A 19765-nucleotide genomic window follows, 5' to 3' on the forward strand; every position below is an offset into this window, starting at 1 on the left:
TTATGTCCTCAACGTTTTTTCATTCCATTCTTCCCGTAATATGCCCATCCGAATCGAATCATAGCGCTTCTCATTCACGACACGCACTTGACGGATTCGACCTTCCAGTTGCATCCCTACTTTTTCAGCGACCCGCATCATGCGTTCATTTCCTGACCACGTCGTCAAACCGACACGGACGACTGGTAGCGTCTCAAATAGATGCTCGGTCCATAAGCGAAGGGCACGCGTCCCGACACCACGATTCCAGCGGTCAGACTGATGTAAGATGATGCCCATCTCGAGCCACTCTCGTCCGGTATCCTCGAAATAGTAAGAAACGGTCCCATATACAATCCCATCGACCTCAATGACCCACATGTCATCTTTTTGAATGAGCGACTGTTCGATTTGCTGAAACTCTTCGTAGGACAGCGCCTTATGTTCGAAGTAAGGGGCGTCCCACTGTTTCCATTCCGGTGTCGCCTCGCGGTAAATCAATTCCCATAGTCGTGATAAGTCTTGTGCTTCAATCGGTCGAATGACCACTTCATTGTCTTGTCGCATCTTGTCTTCCTCTCTATAAATCGTCCTTACCTTATTCTTGCGTCCCGTTCGAATCCCCTTTTTTTCGTTTGCGCCAAATGAACGCGAGAATCAAGACAATCAAACTCGCCATGACGGAAGCGATGGCAATCGGACTCGAATCGGTCATAAACAATTGTCCGATGGATAAAGAATAGGCAAGCCCGAACGACGTGACGAGTTTTGCCCCGAATGCGATACCCGCAAAACGCGGGAATGGCACGCGACTGAACCCGGCCGCAAGACAAATGACCTCATCCGGCAAAATCGGAATGATGAACAACACGAGCAAAATTCCAAGACCGTACTTATTCACATATCGGTCGTACGTCTTCAACTTCTCCTCGTCGACCCAGCGAATGATTCGCTCACGACCGAACCGGGCCAACCCATACATGACAAAGATGCCGAGCGTGGTCGCAATACTCCCGACCATAGCTGCGCGAAACGGTCCGAGCGCCACGCTCCCAATCGGCACACTGACCGCTTCTGGGACCGGTAAGGCGATCGGCTGTAAGAAGCTAAATGCCGCGAACACCCAAACCGCCTGTCGTTCATATTGTTCTAATAGACGATCCAACCCGTATGTGTCATAGAGGACGAGTCCGAACGAGACGTAATAGACGAGAACGAAAATCAAGAAGAGAGAGAACGTAATTTTCCACATCTGCTTCAGGATGACATTCGAGCCGTCCCGAATGGCCCGAAGTAGTCCGACCGAGAGGGCGAGTAAAACAACGCCTGTCCAACCGAGTTGGTACGGCAATAAGAGTGAAGGCAGGACGACGAACGGCAACAGACTGAGCGCGATAAGTCCCAATCCATATCCAAGATAAATCGAATGTCGTTCTTTCATGAGCCATCACCCTCTCCCCGTTCTACTTCTAGTGTACCCACAAAGTGGAGGGGATGTATCCTGCCGAGGGCACCTTCCCTCTCATGCTTTTGATGTAGAAAAGCCACAATCCATTTCGGATCGTGGCTTTCAATCACTTATTCTCCAAGTGACGCTTGGATGAAGTCATGGAATAGACGTTGTGGACGTTCTGGACGCGAAATCAACTCTGGGTGGAATTGTGATGCCACGAACCACTTGTGTTCTGGAATCTCAATGATTTCTACGAGACGACCGTCTGGGCTCGTTCCTGAGAACTTGAAGCCTTCTGCTTCGAACGCTTCACGGTATTCGTTGTTGAACTCATAACGGTGACGGTGACGCTCGTAGACGAGCTCTTGATCGTATGCGGCATGCGCTTTCGTCCCTTTTTCGAGTTTACATGGATAGAGTCCGAGACGAAGTGTGCCGCCAAGGTCTTCGATGTCCTTTTGCTCTGGGAGAAGGTCGATGATCGGATACGGTGTCGATGGATCGATTTCAGCCGTATGGGCACCCTCCAACTTCAAGACGTTACGGGCAAACTCGACCGTCGCGAGTTGCATCCCGAGACAGATTCCGAAGAATGGCACGTTGTTTTCACGAGCGAAACGTGTCGCTTCGATTTTCCCTTCGATACCACGTTCTCCGAATCCACCAGGAACGAGGATCCCGTCTGCATCGCCGAGGATGTCTGAGACATTTTCAGCTGTCACGTCTTCTGCGTTGATCCAGTCGATGTCGATGTCCGCGTTGAACGCATAACCTGCATGCTTGAGCGCCTCTGCGACTGAAATATACGCATCACGCAACTCGACATATTTCCCGACGAGTGCGATTTTCACTTTCTTCTCAAGGTGTGTGACCGTGTGAACGAGCTCTTTCCAAGCCGTCATGTCGGCAGCCGGTGTGTTGAAACCGAAGTAGTCGTTGACAAGTTGGTCCATCCCTTGTTTTTGGAGGTTGAGTGGTACTTCGTAAAGTGTCGACGCATCTTGTGCTTCGATGACCGCTTCTTTACGCGTATCACAGAAGAGTGCGATTTTCTCACGCATGTCTTCCGGAATGTCGTGCTCTGTACGGAGAACGATAATGTCTGGCTGAATCCCGTAGCTGCGAAGCTCTTTGACGCTGTGTTGCGTCGGTTTCGTCTTCATCTCACCTGCCGCACGAAGGTAAGGAACGAGCGTACAGTGAACGTACATGACGTTCTCTTTCCCGATGTCATTTTTTACTTGGCGAATGGCTTCGATGAACGGAAGAGATTCGATATCTCCGACTGTTCCACCAATCTCTGTAATGACGACATCAGCGTTCGTCTCACGACCTGCACGGAAGACACGGTCTTTGATTTCATTCGTGATATGTGGAATGACCTGAACCGTTCCACCGTTATAGTCTCCACGACGCTCTTTTTTCAAGACAGTCGAATAAATGCGTCCTGATGTGACGTTCGCGTTTTGCGACAAGTTAATGTCGATGAAACGCTCATAGTGTCCGAGGTCAAGGTCAGTCTCAGCGCCATCATCTGTGACGAATACTTCTCCGTGTTGATACGGGCTCATCGTACCTGGGTCGATGTTGATGTATGGGTCAAACTTTTGAATCGTCACGTTGAGTCCTCGATTTTTGAGTAGACGCGCGAGTGAAGCTGCCGTGATCCCTTTACCGAGCGAAGATACTACCCCGCCTGTTACGAAAATGTACTTTGTCATGTTTCTTTCTCCTCTCTTGAATACCAACCATCGGGAAACGAAAAAACAAAAAAAGCAAAAGTGCCCCCGTGAATGGGGGACACTTTTGCTGCATCGTTACGTGCTAAACTAGCCCATGACTAATTTACGCCAGAGACGATACAGTCGTCAAGATATTATTTTTTCTTTTTTTCAAGTCGATGAAAACGACTAAAAAAGAAAAAGAGACACGCCTAGCCGGGCGCAATGCCCGGCTTTTTGCGGTCTCTTATAAATCATCCTCGTCTTCGAGATCGAGGTCGTCGTCCAAGTCGTCATCCTTGAAGTCATCAAGGCCTTCTACTTTTTCTTCTTCGTCCTCATCATCGAATTCAGATGAATCGTAATCTTCAACTTTTGCGAATACATCCAAGTCATCTTCGATATCGACGATGCCTTCGTCTGCTTCTTCGAACTCTTCTTCGAATTCGTCAAGCTCACCACGTTGACGTGCTTCGATAACGAGATCTTCATCCGACTTGTCGAATGGATACCAAACGCGAAGCGCCCAACGGTTTGCTCCTAAGTTGACGAACAACCCGTCGATGTTCAAATCGGTGTAAAGTTGTGCGATTTTCTCGAGTTCATCCTCTTCACTCGCAAACGTATAGTTTTGCTTGATTTTTTCGCGAATCTCATCAAAAGAAACAGGCTGTTCGCCAGTTTCTTGGAGAAGTTCATAAACGAAATCAATCAACGATTTATTCATTAAAGGACACTCCTTTTCCGTCACTAGTTAAACATCACTCCTCATTATAAACAAAAGCGATATGAAAAAGCTAGAGGAAATTATGATTCATTGAATACCTCGGCTCGAACACGGAACCAATAGACACTAATCAACCCGATATTGAACAACCACGTCAGGCCCAAAACACCAAACATCCAACCTCTCGGGATTTGAAACGATAATTCCGTATTGACGGTCTGTCCAACGTATAAACCGTACGCTAATAATCCGACCATCAAGAACGAATACGACACGACCATTCCGAACCGCTTCCATAATTGAAGAAGTAATGATGCGAATTCTTTATTTTCACCATACTCACCAAATAGATACGTGTGACTCACATTAGAATACATCGTCTGTGTATATCCACTTACGAACAATACCGGTATGAACGCAAGCGGATTAAGAAAACCAAGGAAAAACACAAGGGAAGAAATCAGTAAAACGAGATAAGGGTGTCGCGCAAAATCAAATATATGACCAAACAAGATCCAACCAATCACGCCGACTAAAAACGGAACGAACACATATATCATTAACACTTGGAACGAATAGAGAGCAATGCTGACAAACACAGCACCAATCAACGTCCAACCGCCGAACAATCCGATGACAAATGACAATAATTGAACTTGGCGCGTCCGACTCGCCCCAATGAAGGCGCGAACTCGTTTTTGGAATAACAACCAACCCACATATGCTAACAAAATAATCATCAGACTAAACACTTCAATGTAGCCTCGCGCTCCTTCCAAGAGACTAAGGAGACGACTAATCAACGTAAAGACGGTGATCGCGATAAAGGCGCGGAGAAAAGAACGGGTTTCAAACTGCCATGTCGCCGATTTTTGAAGGGGCAACTTTCGTACAAATAGCCACGGCAAAATGAGACTCACTAAGAATAAGGTGATGGCAAGATTGTACGACTGTGACAATGCGTAAGAGAACACAGCGATCCAGCCGACTAACGCGAGGACTAATGGTAATGAACTGCCACTCTCTTCATTCGAGTCAGCTTTCGCAGCAGGCTTCAATTCATTCAATTGCGATAAAATCGTCGTCATGATGGTACCGACTCCAATCGAGCCGACACCTACCAAAAATGCGCTCCATTCAATGGCACGATCAAATGGAAGAACAAAACACACGAGACCGACGACAAGGATAGACAAAGCAATTAAAAACGTATCCTTTGAACCACGTCGACCAATGACATACACCCACAATAAGAGACCAGACATACTCGCCACATAAAAAATCAGGAATGGAATGAGACGCCCGACACCCTCTTCGACAGCCATGATAGATAAAAACAAAATCTGGGGAAGGATTTGACTACTGAGCGCACTGACAATTGTGAGAAGAACCACCAACTGTTTCATCGTTGTCCCTTCTTTCATCTCTGTGAATCACATCATTTCCCTTTTCCCGTTGCACGTACAAAAAAACAAGGCATGAGATTGATTCATGCCTTGTTTATCTATTATTGTACAACTGGTTCTGGAATCTCGATGGCTTTCAGCGAACGATCGAGCAATTCGACGACATCGAACGTGCCGACGGTCTCATCGACTTCTTTCGCTTTCGTTCCATCAGACAACATCGTCAAACAGTACGGACATGCCGAACCGATGACGGTCGGTTTCGTTTCAAGAAGTTGTTCCGTCCGAGCCACGTTGACACGTGTCCCGACTTTTTCTTCTTGCCACATGAGACCACCACCGGCTCCACAGCACATACCGTTTTCACGGTTACGTGTGGCTTCGACGAGTTCGACACCCGGGATGCGTTCGAGGACAAATCGTGGTGCGTCGTAAATGCCATTGTAACGACCGAGGTAACATGAGTCGTGATAGACGACACGTTCGTTCACTTGAAGATCCGGCTGAATCCGACCCGTATCGAGCAACTCGGCGAGTAATTCGGTATGGTGATACACTTTCACGTCAGTCAAACCGAAGTCCGGATACTCATTTTTGAAGGTGTTGTACGCGTGCGGGTCGACCGTGACGATTTTTGTCACGCCATACTTCTCAAAGAGTTTAATGTTCGCTTCGGCGAGTTCTTGGAAGAGTAACTCGTTTCCGATTCGGCGTGGTGTGTCCCCTGAGTTTTTCTCTTCGTTTCCGAGAATGGCGAAGGAGACACCTGCCTTGTTCAACACGCTCGCAAAGCTCTGCGCGACTTTTTGGCTACGGCTATCGTAAGAGCCCATCGCGCCGACCCAGAAGAGATACTCAAATTCTTCTCCCGCTTTTTTCTTCTCTTTCGCCGTCGGGATGACGAGCTCTGTGTCCTTACGCCAGTTCTCGCGTTCTTTCCGGTTCATTCCCCACGGGTTTCCTTGACGCTCGATATTAGCGACCGTGCGCTGCGCTTCTGGGTCCATTTTCCCTTCCATCATGACGAGGTAACGACGAAGGTCGATGATTTTATCGACGTGCTCGTTCATGACCGGACATTGGTCTTCACAGTTCCGGCATGTTGTACACGCCCAGATTTCTTCTTCCGTGATGACGTTACCGATCAATTCGTCTGCAACGAGCATATGTCCATCTTGCGCCGCTGCTGCAATTTCAGCACCTTGCGTGTTTTGGAACATGAGTGCCGGTGCCCACGGTGATTTTCTCGTGACCGCCGCACCCTTCATATTCATATGGTCACGAAGCTTGACGATCAAGTCCATCGGCGACAACATCTTCCCAGTTCCGGTTGCCGGACATACATTCGTACAACGTCCGCACTCGACACAGGCGTATAAGTCGACGAGCTGCTTCTGGTTAAAGTCTTCAATCTTGTTGACCCCGAAGACGATCTCTTCATCCGACTCTTCCGCTTCTTCCATCGCTGAAAAATCAACAGGTGCCAAGCGACCGACTTTGTGTGTGCGGCCGAGCCAAACGTTGAGCGTGCCGGCGATCAAGTGCGCGTGTTTCCCTTGTGGAATGTAGACCATGAAGCTGAGTAAGAATAAGAGGTGCATCCACCAAAAGACAACAAATAAGGCGAAAGCGACCGAACCTGGTACCCAAGATAATACAGACCCGATGAGTGTCGCGACCGGTTCACCCCACATCGGAAGCTCTTCCTTATAGACGAGGTAAAACCCGTTCCCAAATAAGACGGAAACCATCAACCCACCGATGAAGATGAGGGCGAGACCTGCTAAGAAGTTTCGCTTCAAGCGTACGAGCTTCTCGACGTAACGACGGTAGAATCCCCAAACAACCGCGACGAGAATCATAAGCATGACGATTTCTTGCATGAATGTAAAGATTGGATAAAGTGGACCGAGCGGAATGTGTGGGAAGCGCGTTCCGACCGCTAGTCCTTTCCAAATAAAATCAATCGCCCCGAATTGGACGAGGATGAAGCCATAAAACATCATGACGTGAATGGCGCCACTCTTTTTATCCTTCAACAATTTCTTTTGACCGAACACGTTGATCATGACCTGTTCAAGTCGTTCTTTGTTCGTTTGGCTCCATTCTGCTTTCTTCCCGAGCTTGATGAACGTATAGCGCTGATGAACCAGCGTAGCAAATAAATATACACCATAGCCGAGGACGAGCAAGAATAGAATCCAGTTGACCATTAAAAATGTAGACATCCCCAAAACTCCCCCTTATGAAAACGGATTCAATCTTGAATTCAGTATATCAAATGATGAATGAACAGTCATTCATTTTTGTGAAGTTCTCGTTAGAAGTTTAGAAGATGTTTCAAGATGAGCAATAATCCCCCATAACTGCATACCGCCAATACAAATGTGCGGAAGTGCAGATTTCGATCCGACGGGAGTTCAAACTTCACGATATTGAGAATCATCGCCCCAGCCACGAACGCAAAGCAGAGCGCTTCGATGTGCGTAGCCAAGTCAATCCAGCGTGAAACGAACCCACCGAGCAAAATCCCGCCGCTCAACAAGTAGCGTCCTTGTCGCATGTAACGTTCACCATAGTGCCGATTCAAGTCATGACCGAGCGCTAAAAAATGCACGCCGAGCGCTGTTGCATAGAAGCTTCTCGCAACGAACGTCACCGAGTCGGCCGTCACGACATACGCTGAGAAGGTCATATAGGCTGTAAGGAGTGTCACCTGTAGCCAATACGAAACGGCCCGATCGACCGCCTCATCTTGAAAGTGAGGGGTTCGAACGAACCGCATCGTACCGTAGAACATCGTGAATCCGATGAGACTGACGATATAAATCTCTGAAGGTAGGGCCAGATTCAACCAATCGACGCGAAGCGTGTCCTGGCGTTTGTTCAACGACGGCAAAAGATACATGAAGAAATACGTGATGGCGATCCCACTTGAGAAAGAGAACCACTTCTTTGAAGGTACGGTCTCTTCCCGAAACAAATAAATGCCGAAGAAGTTAATCAGCGCCAAATAGATGATAATCCAGTCCGCCATCTCGTCTTCACCCTCTCAAGTCAATCCAAAACCGCTCGACGATCGTCCCGTCCTCTTCCGTGTACGGTGTGTCCGCGATACCCCCGTTGTTTAAAATGACTTGACGGGAAGCGACGTTAGTCCTGTTACACGTGATGAGTGCACGCTCAATGCCAAGTTCTTTTACTTTCTCGAGCGCAAGTTGCAGTTGGATGGTAGCGAGTCCGCGCCCGCGCGCACTCGGTTTCACCCCGTACCCGACATGACCGCCAATCTTCAAAAGTGATTCATTCAACTCGTGACGAATGTTCGCTGCCCCGAGAAGCTCTTTCCCGTCCGTGAGCCAATACGTCGTGCTCGGGACCCAGCCTTCCTCTATATGTTCACGTAGCTCTTTCTGACGCAACGTGTTGACGTATGCCTCGAAGTCCGTCGTTTCACGGTCCACCGAAGTCGGGACGATCCGCTCATCGCGTTCATACCATTCCTCTAAAAATGCGAGAATCTGTTCTTTTTGTTCGACAGACGTCTTGATTAGTCTCAACATCCCATTTCCCCCTTTATTTCTTTCCATTCGCGTTCTCTAAATTGATTTCCTTGTTCCTTCATCTTAGGGAACGCACACGCCAATTAAAATAGACGTTCGGAATGAATTGTGTCCCCTTTCAACCATAAAAAAAGCGCCATCTTGTTCAGATGACACTTTCGCTATGCTTACTCTTCAAGTCCGAGACGTTGCGGCATATGTGGCGCGAGTTGTCTCGCTTCCTCTAACCGTCCCGCTTCGACGAGCGTATGGAAATGTAAAAACTGTTCGTGTGATGCATCGCTGATGGCAGCCAAATAATCGACGTACCGATCGTAAACCGCTTTGTCTTCTGGGCGTGCCTCGATGAGTGCGATATACAGGCGAACCGTATCTTCTCCGTAAAGAAGCGGGAACTCATCATTCAATTGAAGCAGTTTATCGATTGAATTGACATCGACCCCGTTCTCCTGGTCATAATGGGCAATCACTTGTTCGGCATGATCTTCAAGACGACCGCGCCACTCTTCATACTCTTCTTCGTTCGTTTCGAGCATCTCAAACCAGTCTTCATTTAACATTTCTTCAATCTTGTTTACACGTTCTGTAAAGTTCATACGTCCTCTCCTCCTTCAAATGTCCATGCGACATGTACCTCATATATCCCTACGTCTTCTTCGTTCATGGATAATTCATATACGAACGTACATGATTCTTCGGACACATCGAGTCGCGATGTCGTCGTCGCCATCGTCATCGACATATATGGATTCTTGTATAAGCTTTGCGTGAAGCGACCTTCGATGAAGGAGTGATTCATCTCGATCGGTCCTTTGCAGATGAGTGCCAATCGTTCCGGCGTATACTTGATTGTCGTCGGGACCGGTCCGTCCTCTTGTTGTTGGTCAAACATGAGAATAAATCCCGTCTTCAATGGATAATATAAGCCGTCAGCCGAAAGTTCGATCGCCTCCGGCATGTCACTCATCCGTGTTGTTTGCTGGACACGCACGCGAAGTGGTTCAATCGCCATGCTCATCCCCCTTTCCGTCAACTCATCGTACCATATTTAGCAGGAATCGTTCTATCGACGGTGCTTCGTTTTCACATAGACAAGATGGTCTACCCACTCATCGTTCTCATAGATGAACCCATCTCTCGTGCATTCGTATGTCATCCCGACACGCTCCGCAAGTAACACCGATGCCCCATTGTCTAGGTTGATATGTGCTTCGATCCGTTGGAAGGATAACTCTTCGAATGCGATCTCCATCGCTAGGTCGACCGCTTCTTTTCCATATCCGTGACCCCAGTGTTGATTATGAATCGTATATCCAATCCTTCCCCAATGAAACCCATCTCGCGCCAAGGTAGAGAAGTCTACCATGCCAAGGTGCGCCCCGTCTTCAATCCGAAAGATGGCAAAGATATAGGCACGGTCCTCATGCGCAAGCGATTGATGCGTATCGACTAGTTGATCAAACCAAACAGATGTACAGTCTCTCATATCTAATTTCCCAGGATCGTACATGTGTTGCGAAACACGACGGTACGTAAAGCCGCCTAACCATGTGTCATAATCCTGCTTCTCTAACGGTCGTAAGATGATTCGATTCGTTTTTCGTTGATGAGTAAATCGGTTCAATCTCTCATGTCCCCTTCCTATTGCTTAGACACATTCAGAAAAACTTTTTCCAATTCCCTTCTGAAATCACATCGACCTTCCCATCCTTCACACGAATCGCCGTCTCGTCGTCAATCGCATAAGCTGGTGCTTGTAATGTCTCCGCCCAATCCGCTGCATGACGTGATGTGTTCCCCGGTAACATTTCATGGTCTAGGTGCGGAAAAATCGAGAAGTCGACAAACCCTAACGTCTCATCGCTCTGCTCATCGGATGAACGCCATCCGACAAATTCCTCCCCGATTCGTGGGGTCATCACCATGCTCCCCGCACTCAATCCGACGTAAACTCCATTCCAAGAAGGGAGTAACGCCGCCACCCCGGACTGTTCCATCCAATGATGTAAAAAGAGCGGGTCGCCACCGTTCACTAACAGGACGTCGGCCTGTTCAAACGCCGGTCTCCACACCGATTCATCAATGCTCGGAAGCGCGCTCAGTTCGAGCACCCCAACCGACTTCCAACCTAACTCACACATCGGTGTCGAGAAATCCCCATTGAAAAAGTTCCATGCGTGTTTCGTTCCCCCGTTCAGTGCATAAATGGCTGTCGGTATACAGAGCGCCTCACACTCCTCAATCGGTTTACCCAATAGTTCCAGAAGCGCTCGTTTGATGCTTTCGTTCTTAATGCCTGCTGACGTCAATAATAGTCTCATCTATAACTCCTCCTTTTTCATCTATATAAGGAGTTCGCATGAGTCGCCGTCATCCCCTCTATTCACAACAAAAGGCCGTAGACAAATTCTCGCCTACGACCTTCCAGTCATGAAAAATTAGCTGATTTTATACACGCGACCTTCGAACGGTTTCAAGTGAAGGAGCGACGATTCCGCATCACCTTCAACCGGCATGTTGCTCAAGACGACATCTTGCGCACGAAGCGGTTGACCCATATCGAACATCGTCTCTTTCGCCGTCAAGTTCGTGACGACGAGGTACTGCGTGTCACCGAGTGTACGCGTATACGCATAGACTTCCGGGTGATCTGGCAAGACGACATCGTATGACCCGTAGACAAACGTTTCATCATCTTTACGAAGTTGAATCATCTCTTTATAGAAGTTAAAGATGGAGTCCTCATCTTCAAGCTGTGATTCGACGTTGATATCCGTATAGTTCGGATTGATACCAACCCACGGCTTCTCCGCGAACGTGAAGCCAGCGTTTGGAGCATCACTCCACTGCATCGGTGTGCGGGTGTTGTCGCGTGACGAGTTCCATGTGATGCGCATCATCTCGTCATGGTTCTTCCCTTGCTCGACACCGATATAGTAGCGGTTGCGTGTCGCAATATCATCATATTGGTCGATTGAATCGAATTTGACGTTCGTCATCCCGATTTCTTGACCTTGATAGATGAATGGTGTTCCTTGCATGAGGAAATACATCATCGCAATCGACTTCGCGCTCTCTTTCCAGTAACGCTCATCGTCTCCCCATTTCGAGACCGTACGTGTCTGGTCATGGTTTTCGACATAAAGGGCGTTCCATCCATCGGCCTCAAGTCCTTTTTGCCATTTCGTCAACACGTTCTTCAAATGGACGACATCTAGTTTCGAATCGGCATCCTCACTCCAAAGGTCCATGTGTTCGAATTGGAAGACCATGTTCATCTTCCCTTCTTTTTCGCCGACCCAAAGGTGCGCATCGTCAGGTGATACACCGTTTGCTTCACCGACCGTCATGATGTCATGCTTATTGAACGTCTCGTCACGAAGCTCTTCTAAGTAGTCGTGAATTCCGTCCACGTTCATGTGCATCTCGAATGACGGTACAAAGTCGAGGTCGTTCGGGTTCGGCAAATCGGCGAACGTCGGATTCTTGCGTATATGACTGATCGCATCGACACGGAACCCGTCGATTCCTTTTTCGAGCCACCAGTTGATCATGTCGTATACGGCTGTACGCATCTCTGGATTTTCCCAGTTGAGGTCCGGCTGTTTCTTCGAGAAGACGTGCAGGTAGTATTGCTCCGTCGCTTCATCGAATTCCCAAGCCGAACCCCCAAAAATGGATTCCCAGTTATTCGGCTTCGATCCGTCCGGTTTCCCGTCGCGCCAAATGTACCAGTCACGTTTCGGATTGTCTTTTGAGCTCTTCGATTCAATGAACCAAGGGTGCTCATCAGACGTATGGTTGACGACAAGGTCGAGCAACAGTTTCATACCGCGCTGATGCACCTCGTCCAATAAGCGGTCGAAGTCTTCCATCGTACCGAATTCATCCATGATGTCTTGGTAGTCACTAATGTCATACCCATTATCATCGTTTGGCGATTTGTACATCGGGCAAATCCAGATGACGTCAATGCCAAGGTCTTTCAAATAGTCGAGCTTATCAATGATTCCTTGAATATCTCCAATTCCGTCTCCGTTCGCGTCATAAAAACTGCGCGGATAAATCTGATAGGCGACGGCTTCTTTCCACCAGTTGCGTTTAAGCGTTTGTGTTTGTTGTTCTCGTTGTAAAAGTTGCATGTGATCTAGATACTCCTTGTCCCAAAACTCACTGCTCATCATTTATACTTATCTTATTCGTGCTGTGAACTTTATATCATTAGCGCAATCGTTTGCACGATGCAATAAATTTATCTTACCAAAAAACATTCGATGATACAAAGATGTTTCATCAGCATACTCAACGTGTACCCTACACGATTTTGAAAAGAAATGAAAGCGAGGTGCCTCATCATGTTTCGAATCGCTACACTTGATGATTTTTCAGCCATCGACCAATTGATTGTAAAGAAAGCGAAAGAATTTCAGGCAGCCGGGAAGTCACAATGGGTCAAATACCTAGAGCCGAGTCGCTCGGATTATGTTCGTCACGACTTGATGAAAGGGACGGTGTTTGTATACGAACGAAATCAGAAAGTGGTTGGTGCAGTCAGTCTCATCCCACCGACCGATTGGGACCATAATCTATGGAATGACGTGGACGGTGCCGTCTACTTACATCGACTCGTCACGGATTCAAGCGCGAAAGGTGAACGCATCGGGGAACGTTTGATGCAACATGCCTTAGCAAACACGGCTACGACCGTTCGGTTGGACTGTGTCGCGGACAACGCCTTCTTGAATAACTACTATCCTCAGTTCGGCTTCCGCTATATCGGTGAACGAAACGGATTCTCATTATTTGAAAAACAGGCTTGACCTTGACGCGACGTCAACCTTTACGCTTTGACTAAGGAGGTGAAGGGATGTATTCAATTCAGCAACTTGCATCACTCGCCGGAACGACAACACGAACGCTTCGGCATTATGACGCAATCGGTCTTCTCGTTGCGAGTCGCGACGTTAACGGCTATCGGCGTTATTCTTCGAGCGATGCGGAACGGTTGCAACTCATTTTACTCTATCGCACGCTCGATGTTCCCCTCGATCAAATCGGGGAATTGCTTGATTCGACGACGTTCAACCGGATTGATGTATTGAGCGAGCATATCGAGGCGTTGCGACAGAAAGCCGCCTATTTCGCGCAGCTCGCCGAGACGGCAGAAGCGACCCTCACCTCACTCAAAGGAGGGATTCCGATGGATGACAAATCATTGTTTGACGGATTGTCTTATGAGGAGATTCAAGCTCATGAGGCGAAGCATCAAGATGAGGTACAAGAGCGTTGGGGAGACAGTACAGCATACAAAACCGCGCAAGGTCGGGCATCGGCACGTTCCAAAGAAGACTGGGAACGGATCAACCAAATGCAACTCGATTTAATTGCGCCACTCGTCGATTTATATCGCGAACACGTCGCTATCGAAGATGAACGAGTCCAATCGATTGTCAAAGACAATCATCGCTTCATCGACACGTACTTTTACGACTGTTCTCTCGACATGTTCAGTGGACTCGGACAGATGTATGTGGCGGATGAGCGATTCACGGCATTTTATGATCGCTTTGAGCCAGGACTCGCTGTGTATTATAACGAGGCCATCCAATTCTATTGTATCGCTAACAGCTAAGTCCAAGCCTCAGGCTTGGACTTTTTGTCGTCGCTCGGTGTCTTGCTGCGACCCTTTCTGAAGTTGTTCCCATAACATCGGCAAACCCGTTGCTAAGTAGATATAAGGGAATGTGGAAAAATTGTCTGACCCGCCTGTGTACAATACCTCGCTCGTAAGAGGAATCCACCCCTTCTTCGTCCACTGACAAATTTGAATTTCTTTTCTTGACGTGTAGGTATGAAACCCCCAATATGCATGTCTTTGGCTTTCTGCCAGGGTCGGAGTAAGTTTTAAAATGGGACAACTCATTTCCTGCAAAAAGCGTTCATCCAGATCAGTCGTTTCGTGTAAGATGATCACATCGGGTTGCAGGTGTCGAATGACATGTTCCGCTTTTTGGTCGTTCAAAGAAACGACACGTGTCATTCGTTGTTCCGGGATGGACTGTTCCTCGAAAGGATATCGTGTTTTTAACTCCTCAATCCGTTCTTTGCTAAATAAACGCATCATTGGGGTCATGAGGTGCATATACGACTGTTGTAAAAGTTCTTTCCACGTTGTGACGTACGTCGGAGCAGGGCCATCTTCCATGACCACGTGCGTGACACCTAAATCACGAACCGCTTGATAAACAAAGGGTGAACTCCAGTGGTCTCCCATACACAACACCATTCGCATCTCCTCATCTCCCCCCACTCTGATTTGCAGTTTGTCGCATTTCTGAGACGGCCACATCAAACGAACCAAACATTTGTTGAATGTCCTTTAAGGTTGGGCGGTTCCCCTGCTCTTTTTGCCATACTTCATATCCCCATGGCGAGAGTGATGTCAATTGTGTATCCGCCTCATGTAGCGCATCCATCATTTGTTTCTCTGTGAACAGTTCTCGCGTGGAGATCCCGATCTCATCTAACGCTTGGGACCATGAACCAAAACGTCGCACCACTTTCGTGATACTCGGTCGTTGATGTTGTTTCGCCCATCTCGCATAGGCGGTCGAGGTAAACGGATGCACTTCTTCATTGGCATCTAGTAGCGCCTGAATGATTTCACATTTTTGATCGATTGAAATGATGCTCTTTAAATTCGCTTCAATCAACGCCACTTTCCATGAACCGAATTGAATGACGACCTCTGTCAGCGTTGGAGCATGGTTCGTCATCGCCCACTTTCGGTAATCTGCGCTATTGAAGGTATCATGTTCTTTCGCCGCCTCACGGAGCATTTGAATCATTTCTTTCTTTGTAAAACGCGATGTTTGTTGTTCTAGCCCCGCCAGCCGCAAGACGTTTGTCCACGACCCGTACATTTCTAACAACTCGATCACCGTGACACCGCCGTGGATTCGCTGCCATTTCTGATACATGTAAATGGTGAGGCGACCGTCCGAAGAAGCCTCTTTTAAATGATCAATCAGTTGTTGCTCTCCCATGTCGCCTCCCCCTTACGTAATCGAAGTATCGGCTCATCCTACTTCACGACTACTGATTTGTGCGAACAGATGAAGCTGGCGACTCAAAATCTTAGTCTCGTCAAATTTTTCTTCCACCACTTCACGCCCGCGCCGTCCGAACGAATCACACTGATCCGGGTGTTCAATGAACCAGCGCATCGCCAACGCCAAGGCGTCCGGCCGACCGACCGGGACAAGAAATCCGGTCTCTCCATCCGTCACTTCTTCTCGACAGCCACGGATATCTGTCGCGATCACCGGTAATCCGGATGCCATGGCCTCAAGAATAGAACGCGGTAATCCTTCTCGGTAAGAGGGGAGTAAAAAGACATCGTGTGCCGCAAATAACGAAGGGGTATCCCGAACAAATCCGGCATAGTGAATCTGTGGATTTTTTGCTAAATGTGCCTCTACTTGTTTCGCCGTCTCTTGGTCACGTTCGCTCGTCATCAATTCTCCGGCGATGGTCAAAGTCGCATTCGGATAATGTTCCGTCAGTTCATCAAATGCTTGGAGCAAATCCAAAATCCCTTTTTCTTGAACGAGACGCCCTACAAACAGGAATTTTAGACTGTCGGGGGAAATGAATTTTTCCGTTGGATAAAAGCGCGTCAAATCAATCCCGTTGCCAAGATGCATCAATCGTTCATCTTGTTTAAAGTGTCTCGTTTTGGCGAGTGAGTAATCTTCTTCGCTTTGGAGTAATAACCAATCGGTCGCCAATGCCGCAAGTGACTTCTCTAACCAAAAGACGAGTTCGTATGCGATTCGTCCCATCCGTTCGTGGAAATAGAACCCGTGCGCGGTATAGAGGATATGAGGTGTCCTGGCAATCCGGGCCGCAACTCGCCCTAACGCTGCAGCGACCGGTGTGTGAACATGGATCGCATCATATTTTTCACGACGCAATAGCCTGACCAGTTCTTGAATGGTTTGTAAGTTTCGACGAGGACTAAATTTCCGATCGATCGGAAGCGTATGAATGACCCATCCTTCTTCTCGAAGTCGATCTGTCCGATCCCCATAAGCACACGCAACGTCCACTTCATGCCCTTCCGCTTTTAATGACTCAATGAGGGGTCGCAGCAACACATCCGCTGTCATGTCGACTGCACAAAATTGAAGGATTTTTAGAGGCGCCATAAGTGCACCTCCTCCGGCTTCATCGCACGATCGAGCATGCCTTTCAAGTCAATGACGATTCCTCGTCCGAGCTTCAACTGACGCTCTGCAATCTTCCAGCCTTCTTGCACGAACTCATCATGAGAGACAGCATAGATGACGACATCCGCTGGTTTTAAGTCACAGTATGATTTAACCTCAATCCCATACTCTCGACGTACCTCTTCCGGATCGACGAGCGGGTCGCACACTTGCACCTCTAAACCAAACTCTTCGACCTCTCGAATCAATGACGCGACTTTCGAGTTTCGAATATCACTCACGTTTTCTTTGAAGGACATACCCATCACCGTGACACGAGATCCAAGGATGGCCATATTTTGACTGATCATTGTTTTGATGAGCGATGTAGCAACGAAACGACCCATCGTCTCATTGATTCGGCGTCCTGCTAAAATCACTTCCGGATGATAGCCGAGCATTTCCGATTTCATCGTCAAGTAGAATGGATCGACACCGATACAATGGCCTCCTACAAGACCAGGTCGGAAGTTAAGAAAGTTCCACTTTGTTCCCGCTGCCTCTAACACTTCAAGTGTATCGATGTTCATCCGATCAAAGATAATGGCTAATTCATTCATCAACGCAATGTTCAAATCACGTTGCGTATTCTCGATGACTTTCGCTGCTTCGGCTACTTTAATCGAGGAGGCGCGATGAACCCCAGCGTCGACCACTGTCTCATAAACAGCTGCCACCACATCTAACGTTTCTTCATCTTCCGCTGCCACGACTTTTTTAATCGTCCGGAACGTATGCTCACGATCCCCTGGATTGATTCGTTCAGGAGAATAGCCGACTTTAAAATCAATCCCAGCTCGGAGACCTGATGTTTTTTCAAGTAATGGGACACATTCTTCTTCTGTCAATCCTGGATAGACTGTTGATTCATAGACGACGATTGTACCTGGTCGTAAATGGGATCCGACGGCACGAGTCGCGCTACAGATCGGACCTAAATCCGGTTGATTTTGATCGTTGATCGGCGTCGGCACGGCTACGATAATAAAATCCGCTTCTTCTAGTTTTGCGACATCTGTCGTATATAAAACGGCTGCCTGCTCAAGGTCGACCGATTCCACTTCGCGTGTACTATCCAAATGAAGATTCAGTTCATTAATCCGTGTTTCATTGATATCTACTCCGATAACATCGCCTACACCGCCTAATGCTACAGCGACAGGTAATCCGACATATCCTAGCCCAACAACAGCAACGTGACGATTGGCAATGGTTTTTCGTGTTGTCCGTGATTCTGAGATGAGTTTATCCATGTCCATCTGCCTCCTAAGACTCGGAATTATGCAGGTTTATCAATCACAATGATTTTTCCATTCGGTCCCCGTGGAATCGACTGTACGGGGGTCAAGGTAATCACAACTTCATTCCCGAACAAAAGTTCCAATTCACGTTTCATTATTTCTTCGTGTTCCGGTTTAAAACGTTCAAGATCTGGAACATACTTCAGTTCAATATGATTCACATCAGTTTGACAATATTGTGTTTGAATGACTGAATTAGGTAGAACTCTAACAACGGTCGTCAAATCCCCTTCATAAATTTTTCGTTGATCCGGGGTAACCACGTAATTGCTTTCACGTCCCTCAATCGAGGTGACATACGTTCCACCTTGCCCACATGTGCATGTTCCTTCCCCGATTTTCATTCGATCTCCAATCCGGTAACGAATGAGCGGGGTTCCATGCGTCGTAAAACTCGTCACAAGGATCTCTCCATCCTCTCCGTAAGGTTCAATCACGCCCGTTTCATGATGCAAATGCATATTCCCATGAGAGCATTCCGTTAAGATCGGAGCTCCTTCGGATGAGGCGTATTGGTCAAAGACCGGGGCTTGGAATGCCTCTTCTAACAACGCTCTACCTTGAGGTGTAATCGTTTCGGATGTTGGAAAGATGGCGAGTAACTGGAACTCAAGTTGAATCTGATTTTCTTTAATGTATTTCGCCAGTTCAATCATGGCAGATGGCGCACTATCTAAGACGACCGGTTTAAATGCATTTAAGGCGGCGACGTAATGCGGGATGGTTTCCGGCTTAATATGATAGAGCGAAAGTAACAATTGATGGAGCGGACGATTGTAGCGCCAAAATATCGGCTTTTCCTGGTTTGGATCACAAATTTTTCTTCCTGTAAAACTGGCACGCTTCATCCCTTTTCGAAAACCATGCTGCGCTTTAAAGAAATCCACGTGAGCCATTCTTTTCTGGTAGTCTTCTTTTGTGAAATGAACCTGTAAAGAGGCCCCTGTCGTTCCCCCGGTCCGTCCTAAAATATCTGTTTTAATATTGGAGTGAATGTCCGGGGTTTTTCGTACCGTTTCTTTCTCTAGCACCGGAATACGTTTTAAATCTTCCATCGAATTCAAAGGGAGCGTAATATCATTCTCTTTAAACAATCGTTGATAGTACGTATTGTGTGTCTCGCAAAATTGAAGAAACGAATTGAGCCGTTTCAATTGATCTGCTTCAACGACTTCTCTTTCTTTCGACCGATTAGCTAACATGACCAACTCATTCGCATACGTCCGACCATATCGTTCCTGCCATAACTTCATTCCATACAATGATGTCATCCACTGTTGTACCGAAATTGGTGATTTCATGTATAGATCACGTAGTGCAATCCCTGCCATGGTGTCGTCTCCTC

Annotated in this window: 20 protein-coding genes; 2 read left to right on the top strand and 18 right to left on the bottom strand. The window is 47.6% G+C overall.

Annotated features, from left to right (window positions below):
* The 13 genes from KNO66_RS09150 to KNO66_RS09210 form a co-directional block, all read right to left on the bottom strand.
* Entirely contained in the window at positions 1–546 is a 546-nt protein-coding gene (locus tag KNO66_RS09150) for a GNAT family N-acetyltransferase (RefSeq protein ID WP_214742127.1), read from the bottom strand.
* A 31-nt stretch (positions 547–577) separates the two neighbouring features.
* Positions 578–1420: a TVP38/TMEM64 family protein gene (locus KNO66_RS09155; RefSeq protein WP_214742128.1), complete on the bottom strand. Its 843-nt coding sequence runs from the start codon at positions 1418–1420 to the stop codon at positions 578–580.
* Between the two features lie 137 nt (positions 1421–1557).
* Entirely contained in the window at positions 1558–3153 is a 1596-nt protein-coding gene (locus KNO66_RS09160; RefSeq protein WP_214742129.1) for a CTP synthase, read from the bottom strand.
* 247 nt (positions 3154–3400) lie between these two features.
* A complete protein-coding gene (gene rpoE, locus KNO66_RS09165; protein ID WP_214742130.1) occupies positions 3401–3880 on the bottom strand; it encodes a DNA-directed RNA polymerase subunit delta in 480 nt (159 codons plus the stop codon).
* Positions 3881–3960: 80 nt separating this feature from the next.
* On the bottom strand, positions 3961–5304 hold the full coding sequence (locus KNO66_RS09170; RefSeq protein WP_251128077.1) for a hypothetical protein: 1344 nt from the start codon (positions 5302–5304) through the stop codon (positions 3961–3963).
* 83 nt (positions 5305–5387) lie between these two features.
* Positions 5388–7514: a (Fe-S)-binding protein gene (locus tag KNO66_RS09175; protein ID WP_214742131.1), complete on the bottom strand. Its 2127-nt coding sequence runs from the start codon at positions 7512–7514 to the stop codon at positions 5388–5390.
* Positions 7515–7606: 92 nt separating this feature from the next.
* A complete protein-coding gene (locus KNO66_RS09180; protein WP_214742132.1) occupies positions 7607–8323 on the bottom strand; it encodes a hypothetical protein in 717 nt (238 codons plus the stop codon).
* 7 nt (positions 8324–8330) lie between these two features.
* A complete protein-coding gene (locus KNO66_RS09185) occupies positions 8331–8849 on the bottom strand; it encodes a GNAT family N-acetyltransferase (protein ID WP_214742133.1) in 519 nt (172 codons plus the stop codon).
* Between the two features lie 167 nt (positions 8850–9016).
* Complete coding sequence (locus tag KNO66_RS09190) at positions 9017–9445, bottom strand: hypothetical protein (RefSeq protein ID WP_214742134.1); 429 nt, start codon at positions 9443–9445, stop codon at positions 9017–9019.
* Positions 9442–9861: a YwiB family protein gene (locus KNO66_RS09195; protein ID WP_214742135.1), complete on the bottom strand. Its 420-nt coding sequence runs from the start codon at positions 9859–9861 to the stop codon at positions 9442–9444. The genes KNO66_RS09190 and KNO66_RS09195 overlap by 4 nt, the downstream gene beginning before the upstream one ends.
* Before the next feature lie 51 nt (positions 9862–9912).
* A complete protein-coding gene (locus KNO66_RS09200; RefSeq protein ID WP_214742136.1) occupies positions 9913–10473 on the bottom strand; it encodes a GNAT family N-acetyltransferase in 561 nt (186 codons plus the stop codon).
* Positions 10474–10507: 34 nt separating this feature from the next.
* Entirely contained in the window at positions 10508–11170 is a 663-nt protein-coding gene (locus KNO66_RS09205) for a Type 1 glutamine amidotransferase-like domain-containing protein (protein ID WP_214742137.1), read from the bottom strand.
* Positions 11171–11287: 117 nt separating this feature from the next.
* Positions 11288–12991 (bottom strand): glycoside hydrolase family 13 protein, encoded by a 1704-nt coding sequence (locus KNO66_RS09210; protein ID WP_214742138.1) that lies wholly within the window; start codon positions 12989–12991, stop codon positions 11288–11290.
* Between the two features lie 213 nt (positions 12992–13204).
* On the opposite strand from KNO66_RS09210, the gene KNO66_RS09215 reads away from it, so the two are divergent.
* The gene (locus tag KNO66_RS09215; protein WP_214742139.1) at positions 13205–13669 is read left to right on the top strand and encodes a GNAT family N-acetyltransferase; all 465 of its coding nucleotides are present in this window, start codon (positions 13205–13207) and stop codon (positions 13667–13669) included.
* Between the two features lie 47 nt (positions 13670–13716).
* Complete coding sequence (locus KNO66_RS09220; RefSeq protein WP_214742140.1) at positions 13717–14481, top strand: MerR family transcriptional regulator; 765 nt, start codon at positions 13717–13719, stop codon at positions 14479–14481.
* 9 nt (positions 14482–14490) lie between these two features.
* Here KNO66_RS09220 and KNO66_RS09225 read toward each other — a convergent pair whose 3' ends face one another.
* From KNO66_RS09225 to KNO66_RS09245, 5 genes are read right to left on the bottom strand one after another with little or no spacing between them, the layout of a single operon-like run.
* Positions 14491–15141, bottom strand: coding sequence for a hypothetical protein (locus KNO66_RS09225; protein WP_214742141.1), 651 nt, complete (start codon positions 15139–15141; stop codon positions 14491–14493).
* Between the two features lie 4 nt (positions 15142–15145).
* On the bottom strand, positions 15146–15895 hold the full coding sequence (locus KNO66_RS09230) for a hypothetical protein (protein WP_214742142.1): 750 nt from the start codon (positions 15893–15895) through the stop codon (positions 15146–15148).
* Positions 15896–15928: 33 nt separating this feature from the next.
* Positions 15929–17059, bottom strand: a complete 1131-nt coding sequence (locus KNO66_RS09235; protein WP_214742143.1) for a glycosyltransferase family 4 protein — start codon at positions 17057–17059, stop codon at positions 15929–15931.
* On the bottom strand, positions 17047–18372 hold the full coding sequence (locus tag KNO66_RS09240) for a nucleotide sugar dehydrogenase (RefSeq protein ID WP_214742144.1): 1326 nt from the start codon (positions 18370–18372) through the stop codon (positions 17047–17049). Before KNO66_RS09240 ends, KNO66_RS09235 begins: the two co-directional genes overlap by 13 nt.
* Positions 18373–18398: 26 nt before the next feature.
* On the bottom strand, positions 18399–19751 hold the full coding sequence (locus KNO66_RS09245; protein WP_214742145.1) for a phenylacetate--CoA ligase family protein: 1353 nt from the start codon (positions 19749–19751) through the stop codon (positions 18399–18401).
* Between the last annotated feature and the right edge of the window lie 14 nt (positions 19752–19765).

This window comes from Exiguobacterium sp. s48 (assembly GCF_018617395.1).
In the GTDB taxonomy this organism is placed as follows: domain Bacteria; phylum Bacillota; class Bacilli; order Exiguobacteriales; family Exiguobacteriaceae; genus Exiguobacterium.

Bases quoted from the DNA above. Each gene is read 5' to 3' on its own strand.
- KNO66_RS09150 (WP_214742127.1), bottom strand. From the start codon at position 546: ATGCGACAAGACAATGAAGTGGTCATTCGACCGATTGAAGCACAAGAC.
- KNO66_RS09155 (WP_214742128.1), bottom strand. From the start codon at position 1,420: ATGAAAGAACGACATTCGATTTATCTTGGATATGGATTGGGACTTATC.
- KNO66_RS09160 (WP_214742129.1), bottom strand. From the start codon at position 3,153: ATGACAAAGTACATTTTCGTAACAGGCGGGGTAGTATCTTCGCTCGGT.
- rpoE (WP_214742130.1), bottom strand. From the start codon at position 3,880: ATGAATAAATCGTTGATTGATTTCGTTTATGAACTTCTCCAAGAAACT.
- KNO66_RS09170 (WP_251128077.1), bottom strand. From the start codon at position 5,304: ATGAAAGAAGGGACAACGATGAAACAGTTGGTGGTTCTTCTCACAATT.
- KNO66_RS09175 (WP_214742131.1), bottom strand. From the start codon at position 7,514: ATGTCTACATTTTTAATGGTCAACTGGATTCTATTCTTGCTCGTCCTC.
- KNO66_RS09180 (WP_214742132.1), bottom strand. From the start codon at position 8,323: ATGGCGGACTGGATTATCATCTATTTGGCGCTGATTAACTTCTTCGGC.
- KNO66_RS09185 (WP_214742133.1), bottom strand. From the start codon at position 8,849: ATGTTGAGACTAATCAAGACGTCTGTCGAACAAAAAGAACAGATTCTC.
- KNO66_RS09190 (WP_214742134.1), bottom strand. From the start codon at position 9,445: ATGAACTTTACAGAACGTGTAAACAAGATTGAAGAAATGTTAAATGAA.
- KNO66_RS09195 (WP_214742135.1), bottom strand. From the start codon at position 9,861: ATGGCGATTGAACCACTTCGCGTGCGTGTCCAGCAAACAACACGGATG.
- KNO66_RS09205 (WP_214742137.1), bottom strand. From the start codon at position 11,170: ATGAGACTATTATTGACGTCAGCAGGCATTAAGAACGAAAGCATCAAA.
- KNO66_RS09210 (WP_214742138.1), bottom strand. From the start codon at position 12,991: ATGCAACTTTTACAACGAGAACAACAAACACAAACGCTTAAACGCAAC.
- KNO66_RS09215 (WP_214742139.1), top strand. From the start codon at position 13,205: ATGTTTCGAATCGCTACACTTGATGATTTTTCAGCCATCGACCAATTG.
- KNO66_RS09220 (WP_214742140.1), top strand. From the start codon at position 13,717: ATGTATTCAATTCAGCAACTTGCATCACTCGCCGGAACGACAACACGA.
- KNO66_RS09225 (WP_214742141.1), bottom strand. From the start codon at position 15,141: ATGCGAATGGTGTTGTGTATGGGAGACCACTGGAGTTCACCCTTTGTT.
- KNO66_RS09230 (WP_214742142.1), bottom strand. From the start codon at position 15,895: ATGGGAGAGCAACAACTGATTGATCATTTAAAAGAGGCTTCTTCGGAC.
- KNO66_RS09235 (WP_214742143.1), bottom strand. From the start codon at position 17,059: ATGGCGCCTCTAAAAATCCTTCAATTTTGTGCAGTCGACATGACAGCG.
- KNO66_RS09240 (WP_214742144.1), bottom strand. From the start codon at position 18,372: ATGGATAAACTCATCTCAGAATCACGGACAACACGAAAAACCATTGCC.
- KNO66_RS09245 (WP_214742145.1), bottom strand. From the start codon at position 19,751: ATGGCAGGGATTGCACTACGTGATCTATACATGAAATCACCAATTTCG.